This is a genomic window from Verrucomicrobiia bacterium (genome assembly GCA_026414565.1).
Taxonomy (GTDB): domain Bacteria; phylum Verrucomicrobiota; class Verrucomicrobiia; order Limisphaerales; family Fontisphaeraceae; genus Fontisphaera.
The window spans coordinates 378658-386159 of sequence record JAOAIT010000018.1 but is presented as its reverse complement, the minus strand read 5'-3'; the positions used below and the strand labels follow the sequence as shown (position 1 = coordinate 386159).

Genomic DNA, 7502 nt, shown 5'->3' with positions numbered 1-7502 from the left:
TGAACAAGGTGGAGATGGCGTTTCGGGCGTATGATCCGTGCCTGGGATGCGCGACGCACAGCCTGCCCGGCCACCTGCCGCTGGAAGCCCGCGTCTATAACCACCGCCGCGAACTGGTGGACCTCATCCGCCGGGATTGAAGATTTGTTTGCTCCTCCGGTCCACCCGCGAATAGCTTTCCAAGCAAAGGACGTTGGACGTTCAACAAATGGCAAATATCGTTTGAACAAATCAACCCGAGAGGGTATCTATATGAGAGAAGAGTACATTGTATTCTAAATCGTTAACATAAGATTGTATGAAGAATGGATTCAATATGCTTAAAATAACCCTGCTGTTGGCCCTGGCTGTCATGGCGAGCGTCGCTGCCTTCGCCGCGGAGCCGACGGCACAGAAACCCAAGCCTTACCCCTTGGACACATGCCTGGTGAGCGATGAGAAACTGGGCAGCATGGGCAAGCCCTACGTGCTGGTTCACGAAGGTCAGGAGATCAAGCTCTGCTGTAAGGCCTGCGAAAAGGGTTTCAAAAAAGAACCGGCCAAATTCTTGAAAAAGCTCGAGGATGCACAAAAAAAGAAAAATAAATAGGAATGCGTTTTAACCGGGTCAAAATGCCTGCCCGTTTGGGCATGGTTCTGGTGTTGTGCCTGGCCTTATGGGCCGCCATGGCACCTACCCAACTGGCATTTTGTCCGCCTGCGGATTTATCAGACTGCGACAGTACTTGTAAATGCGGGGCAGGGTGTCAATGTTGCTTCAAGTCGGGGGCACCCCCAACGGCACAACCGCCCCTCACCAGCCTGCCTGCCAACTTTGCCCATCGTGACGTCCCCGCCCTGCTGGCCATCTTAGCCACCTTCGCGGCCATTGGCCTTTTTTCGCCGGTTCCAGTTGCTACGTCTCCGCGCCCGGCAACGCCGCGGCTGGAGTCCGTGGCGATTTTCACGCGAAACTGCTCATTCCTCATCTGAAATAACCTCTTTACGCATGAGGTGTGCCCGGAGGGCACGCTTTTTTATGCGTAATTACTAATAGGGAGTTCCCCTCAGGGCCGGCTTTTATTTTCCGGCATTTGATTTCGGGAGCAATACCCTCGTGAGTGGTTAATTTTTGGGAATGAGCAGCATGGAAAAGCTATTTAACTACATAAAAAAGGCGGCATTGACCAGGCGGCTTTCCGGCCGGTTCCATGCCTCCGGGCGTTTCCTCTGGGCAGTGCACGGAGGGGCGCTGTTGCTTGCCCTGTTCCTCACCGGCTGTTTGGGTCGCACCGTGCCTGCCGAGCGAACGGCTCGCGCCGCAGTGACTGCAGTGGCGCAACAGTACCGCCCCGGCGATGCCCGGCCGGCGCTGCCCCATCTAAGCACGAATTCCCCCTTGAGCGATTTTGTCCTTTATGGGGTGCTGAATCATCCCAGCGTCGCGGCTGCCTATTATGAGTGGAAAGCTTCCGTGGAAAAAATCACCACGGCCCGCTCGCTTCCGGATCCCCGGCTGACTTTTCAGAGTGATGTCGCCGACACGCTTATGGCGCTGATGCCGGGCTTGATGATGGACTTTCCCGGCCCGGGTAAATTGCGCGCAGCCACCGCCATGGCGGCCGCTGAGAGTGACGCCCGCTATTACGCCTTCGAGTCTGAGATGCTGATGGCCGCCTTTGCCGTGCACAAGGCATATTATCAGTTGTACTTTTTGCAGGCCCGCATCAGCGTCATGCGAGAAATGTTGCGGTGGGTGGGGGATGCGGAGACACTGGCCCAGGCCCAGCATCAGGTGGGCAAGGTCACTCTGCAGGACGTCCTGCGGGCCCAAATTGAGCGGCACCGCCTGGAGGCGGAAATCGCCAATCTGGAGGATGCCCAGCAGCCTCTGCTGGCTCAATTCAAGGCTGCATTGGGCTTGCGCGAGCAGGAAGCGGCACCGCCCATGCCCGCGCATTTTCAAACCACCCCGGTGGAATTATCCGTGGAGGCTCTGTTGCGTGAAGCTGAGCAACGGCACCCGCGGTTGCTGGCCCTGGCCGCGGAAATCCGCCAGGCAGAGGCTGCGCTTGCTCTCGCACGTAAAGGCCGCATCCCGGATTTTAATCTGGGTCTGGAGATCAATGCCTATGCCTCTCCTCTCGTGGCCTCCCCTCAGGCCGGCCTTACTCTGCCAATCTGGAAAGACAAGATTGCAGCCGAGCTGGCCGCTGCTCAGGCCTGGCGGCAGGCCGCCGGGGCCCGCCTGGCGCGGGAACAAATTCAACTGGCTGTGGAACTGGCGGACCGTCTCTTCACGGTGCGCGAGGCCACCCGCATGATGGAATTATTCCGCGGCCAACTGATTCCCAAGGCCCGTCTCTCTCTGGAAATTGGCCGGGAAAATTACCGGGCCGGCCTGGTTGATTACTTCAATCTGGCTGATGCCCAACGCACCTTGCTCGAATTTCACCTGGCGGAGGTCAATGCCCGGGTGGAGCGCGAGCTGGCACTGGCAGAACTTTCCTTGTTGCTGGCCGGTCGCCTGCCTGAAGGTATGCCCCAACGCCCGCCCGGCCGGCCCTCGGAGACCCAATCCCCAAAATCTCTTAACCCATGAAGACGATCATGCACTCGATCATTGCCGCAGCTTTGTTGCTGATGCTTATCACGGGATGCCAGCGCCATGGCCAGGGCAGTTCGGGAGAAAAATACCATTGCCCCATGCATCCCACCTACATCAGCGAACGCATGGGGGACTGCCCCATTTGCAACATGAAACTGGTGCCCATCAAAGAAGGCACGCCCACCGAAACCAGGGACTCCGCCAAGCCTTATCTGCCCAAAGCCGGACAGTATTACTGTCCCATGAAATGCGAAGGCTCCATCAGCGATCGGCCCGGCGATTGTCCTGAATGCGGCATGAAGTTGCTCCTGGCCGACGATAAAAAGGCGGCCGAGTTCGCCGCGGCCGCCACCATGCCCTCTCTGCCGGCGGGGCGGGTCGTGGTGCAGGTATCGCCGGAGCGCCGACAGACCATCGGCCTGCGTACCTCCGTGGTGGAAGAACGGGAGCTGGTTCGGGAAGTCTGGGCCACCGCTGTCGTGGAACACGATGAAACGCGCTACGCCCGCGTGGCGCCACGATTTGCAGGTTGGGTCAAGGAAATCTACGTAAACTTCACGGGACAGGAAGTCAGGGCGGGGCAGCCGTTATTCCGCGTTTTCAGCCCGGAACTCATGGCTGCAGAAAATGAGTATTTATTGGCGTTGCGAAACCTGCGCCAGACCGAGACCAATGCCACCGCCAGCGTGGCCCGCGAAACTGCCGCCCGTCTGGCTGCCTCCGCCCGCAAACGCCTGGAATTGTGGCAGATTGCGCCGGAAGAAATCGCCGCGATCGAGGAACGTGGCGCCATCGGGGATGAAACTTTGATTCGTGCTCCTTTCAGCGGCCACGTTCTCAGCAAGGCGGCGGTGGAAGGCAAGGCCTTCATGGCGGGGGAAACCTTGTACGAAATTGCCGACCTGCATCACGTCTGGCTCCGGTTGAGCCTCTGGGAAAAGGACTGGCCACTGTTGCAGACCGGATTGGTGGTACGGCTCAACTTTCCGGCTTTTCCCGGAAGGGTGTTCACCAACACCATCACTTTTCTTTACCCGCACATTGACCCCCAAACCCGTCGCGGTGAGGCGCGCCTTGAGATGGAGAATCCCCAGCACCGGCTGCGTCCCGGCATGTGGGCGCAGGCGCAGGTGGTGATCCCCTTGGGGCGACGCCTGACTGCTCCGGCGGGCGCCGTCCTGGACACCGGCCTGCGGCATGTCGTATTTGTGGATCAGGAGGACGGCCACCTCGAACCGCGCGAAGTCAAAGTGGGCCTGCGCACCGATGATTATTGGGAAATTCTTGAAGGCCTGCGTCCTGGTGAACGTGTGGTCACCCGCGCCCTCTTTCTGATTGACTCTGAAAGCCAGTTGAAGGCGGCAATAGCCGGCATGATGGCCGAGGCCGCCCCTGTTATGCCTGCCACCAACACCGCGAAAGGCCATGCACATTGAACCAGGAGCAACGGCTATGAACACCTCGGGATCCCCGCTGGCGCCCCCCAAGGACTCATTCATAGAGCGCATAATCGAATGGAGCGCGCGCAACAAATTCATGGTTTTTCTGCTGGTGGGCGCCTTGTTTGTCGGAGGCGTATATTGTGTCAAAAACACACCATTGGATGCCATCCCCGATCTATCCGACACGCAGGTGATTATTTACACCAGTTGGGAGGGGCGCAGCCCCAACTTGGTGGAAGACCAGATTACTTATCCCATCGTTACCCGCCTGATCAGCGCTCCGCGGGTCAAAGTGGTGCGCGGTTATTCCTTCTTTGGGTATTCCTTTGTTTATGTGGTGTTTGACGACGGAACCGATATCTACTGGGCGCGTTCCCGGGTCATCGAATACCTCCAGGGCCTGGCTGGAAATATGCCCCCCGGGGTAACCCCCACCCTTGGCCCTGATGCTTCAGGCGTGGGGTGGGGATTTCAATACGCCCTGGTTGATCGCCACGGCAAACACGATGCTGCCGAATTGCGCAGCTTCCAGGACTGGCATCTCCGCTACTGGCTGCAAAGCGTGGAAGGCGTGGCGGAGGTGGCCACTTTCGGCGGTTACGAGAAACAGTACCAGGTCGAGTTGGACCCCGCCCGGTTGCTCGCCTACAATCTCCCGCTGGACCGGATTGTCGCAGCCATTCGTGCCGCCAATAATGATGTCGGCGGCCGTGAATTGGAGCGCCACGGCACCACTTATCTCGTGCGGGGCAGGGGATACATCCAAAACCTTGAAGATTTGCGGCTGGTGGTGGTCGGCGTTGATGCCCGTGGCAATCCCATTCTGCTGCGTGACGTTGCGGCCAACATTTCCCTTGGTCCCGAGATGCGCCGCGGAGCCGGAGACCTCAACGGTGAAGGCGAGACCGTGGGTGGCATCGTTGTCGTGCGCCACGGTCAAAACGTGCTTCAGGTCATCGAGCGCGTCAAACAACGAATCGAGGAGATCAAGCCGTCTTTGCCTGAAGGTGCGGACATCGTCATCACCTATGATCGCTCCGACCTGATCCGTCGCGCCATTGCCACGCTACAGCGCACGCTCCTTGAGGAAAGTCTCATTGTTTCCCTCATCGTCATCGTATTCCTGCTGGATTTTGGCGGGGCCGCCCGTGCCATTGTGACCCTCCCGCTGGCCGTTGCTCTGGCCTTCATTCCCATGTATTTCATGGGGCTGACCGCCAACATCATGTCACTCGCCGGCATTGCCATTTCCATCGGAGCGATTTGTGATGAGGCGGTCGTCATGGTGGAAAACGTGCATAAGAAGCTTGAGCACGCACCCCCGGGGCTGACGCGCAGGCAAAAACAGGAAATCATCATCGGAGCCTGCAAACAACTGGGCAAACCCCTTTTCTTTGCCCTGCTCATTATCACTATCAGTTTTCTCCCCGTGTTCACCCTTGAAGGACAAGAGGGACGGTTGTTCAAGCCTTTGGCCTTCACGAAAACCTTCACGATGGCCTGGGCCGCTTTTCTTTCCCTCACCGTGGGACCCGCCTTGATCGTGTTAATGACCGGCGCCAAGGTGATTCCCGAATACCGGCACCCGGTCAGCCGGCTTTTGCACCGGCTTTACTATCCATGGGTCAGCGCTCTTATGCGGCGGCGCCTCCTCTCCATCACCATCGCGCTGGCGGCCGTGGCCTCCAGTATTCCCATTTTCAAACGGCTCGGCTCGGAATTCATGCCGCCCTTGAATGAAGGCACCATTCTTTACATGCCCACCACTCTCCCCACCATTTCCATGACTGAAGCCATCCGTCTCATGCAAATCCAGGACCGCATTCTCAAGCAATTCCCCGAAGTCCTCACTGTCCATGGCAAGGCGGGCAAGGCTGAAACGGCCACCGACCCCGCGCCGCTGGAAATGTTTGAAACAGTGGTGCAGTTAAAACCGCAAAGCGAATGGCGCAAAGTGCCGCAAACCAGATGGTATTCCAATTGGGCCCCGGAGAGCCTTAAACTGGCGCTCCGCAAGTTATGGCCCGAGGAGCGGCCGCTAAAGTGGGATGAATTGATCGCTGAAATGGACGAGGCCTTGTGTTTGCCGGGGCTTGTCAATGCTTGGACCATGCCCATCAAGGCCCGCATCGACATGCTTTCCACCGGCATTCGCACGCCGGTGGGCATTAAAATCTATGGCCCCGATTTGGAGGTGATCAGCCGCATCGGTGAGCGACTGGAAGCGGTGATCCGCGACGTTCCGGGCACCCGCAGCGCCTATGCTGAACGCACCGCCGGCGGTCTGTATTTGGATCTCATTCCCAACCGCATCGCCATGGCCCGCTACGGCCTCAACGTCGAGGACGTTTGGATGATCGTAGAAACCGCCATTGGCGGCATGGCCATTGACCGCACCATCGAAGGCCGGGAACGTTATTCCATCAACCTCCGCTACAGCCGCGAGCTGCGCGATGATCCCGAAAAACTCAAACAGGTCCTCGTCCCCGTGGCGCTGCCTGAGGCTGCCGCCCCGGGAGCGGGCATGGCCGGCCCCATGACTCCAGCCACGGCCAATGCCAGCCGGCCACTGGTCCAGGTCCCGCTGGGCGAGCTGGTGGATATCCAGACCACGATTGGACCGCCCTTGATCAAAAACGAAGACGGCGCGCTCACCGGCTGGGTGTATGTGGATATCACCGACCGGGATATTGGCGGTTACGTGGCTCGCGCCCGCCAGGCCGTCCGTGAGAAGATGGAGCGGGTCGGGCTGTTGCCTCCCGGGTATCGCCTCGAATGGACGGGCCAGTACGAGCACATGCTCCGGGTCAAGGAACGCCTGAAATTTGTGGTGCCCATCACCCTGATGCTCATTTTCATCCTCCTCTATTTGAATTTTAAAAGTGTGCCCCAGACTTTGATGATCATGCTTTCCATCCCCTTCGCCATGACGGGCAGCATCTGGATGCTTTACCTCATGGGATATCAACTGAGTATCGCCGTGTGGGTGGGCATCATTGCCCTAGCCGGTCTCGCGGCCCAAACCGGCACCGTGATGATTATCTACCTTGACGAAGCTTTCCACCTGTACCAACAGGCCGGGCGCATGCAAACCCAGCACGATCTGTTTGAGGCCATCACCTATGGGGCGGTGCAGCGTGTCCGTCCCAAGCTGATGACCGTGGCCATGATCACCCTTGGCCTGGTGCCGGCCTTGTGGGCCACCGGCGCCGGAGCCGAGGCCATCCAGCGCATCGCCGCGCCCATGGTGGGCGGTCTTATCACCTCCACCATCCTGACGCTCGAAATCGTGCCCGCGATCTATTCTCTGTGGCGCGTGCGCCAGGTCACCTGGGTCAAAGGCCCTCCGCCTCCGCGCAAATCCTGGCAGGAATTGAGCGCCCAATTCACCGAGCTGGAACGCAAGCTGCATGGTTCGGGGGCCTGACATGCTCGCTGCCAGGACGCATCCTTGGAATTGAGCCGCAGGCCGT

4 protein-coding genes are annotated in these 7502 nt (G+C 58.9%); all 4 read left to right on the top strand.

Annotated elements, in window-relative coordinates:
- The first annotated feature begins 298 nt into the window (after positions 1-298).
- Entirely contained in the window at positions 299-589 is a 291-nt protein-coding gene (locus N3J91_05645) for a hypothetical protein (protein ID MCX8155923.1), read from the top strand.
- Positions 590-1117: 528 nt separating this feature from the next.
- Positions 1118-2581 carry a TolC family protein gene (locus N3J91_05640; protein ID MCX8155922.1) on the top strand — a complete coding sequence of 488 codons (1464 nt, stop codon included), beginning with the start codon at positions 1118-1120 and terminating at the stop codon, positions 2579-2581.
- On the top strand, positions 2578-4023 hold the full coding sequence (locus N3J91_05635) for an efflux RND transporter periplasmic adaptor subunit (GenBank protein MCX8155921.1): 1446 nt from the start codon (positions 2578-2580) through the stop codon (positions 4021-4023). Before N3J91_05640 ends, N3J91_05635 begins: the two co-directional genes overlap by 4 nt.
- A 16-nt stretch (positions 4024-4039) precedes the next feature.
- On the top strand, positions 4040-7456 hold the full coding sequence (locus N3J91_05630; protein MCX8155920.1) for an efflux RND transporter permease subunit: 3417 nt from the start codon (positions 4040-4042) through the stop codon (positions 7454-7456).
- Positions 7457-7502 lie beyond the last annotated feature (46 nt).

Bases quoted from the DNA above. Each gene is read 5' to 3' on its own strand.
- N3J91_05635 (MCX8155921.1), top strand. From the start codon at position 2,578: ATGAAGACGATCATGCACTCGATCATTGCCGCAGCTTTGTTGCTGATG.
- N3J91_05645 (MCX8155923.1), top strand. From the start codon at position 299: ATGAAGAATGGATTCAATATGCTTAAAATAACCCTGCTGTTGGCCCTG.
- N3J91_05630 (MCX8155920.1), top strand. From the start codon at position 4,040: ATGAACACCTCGGGATCCCCGCTGGCGCCCCCCAAGGACTCATTCATA.
- N3J91_05640 (MCX8155922.1), top strand. From the start codon at position 1,118: ATGAGCAGCATGGAAAAGCTATTTAACTACATAAAAAAGGCGGCATTG.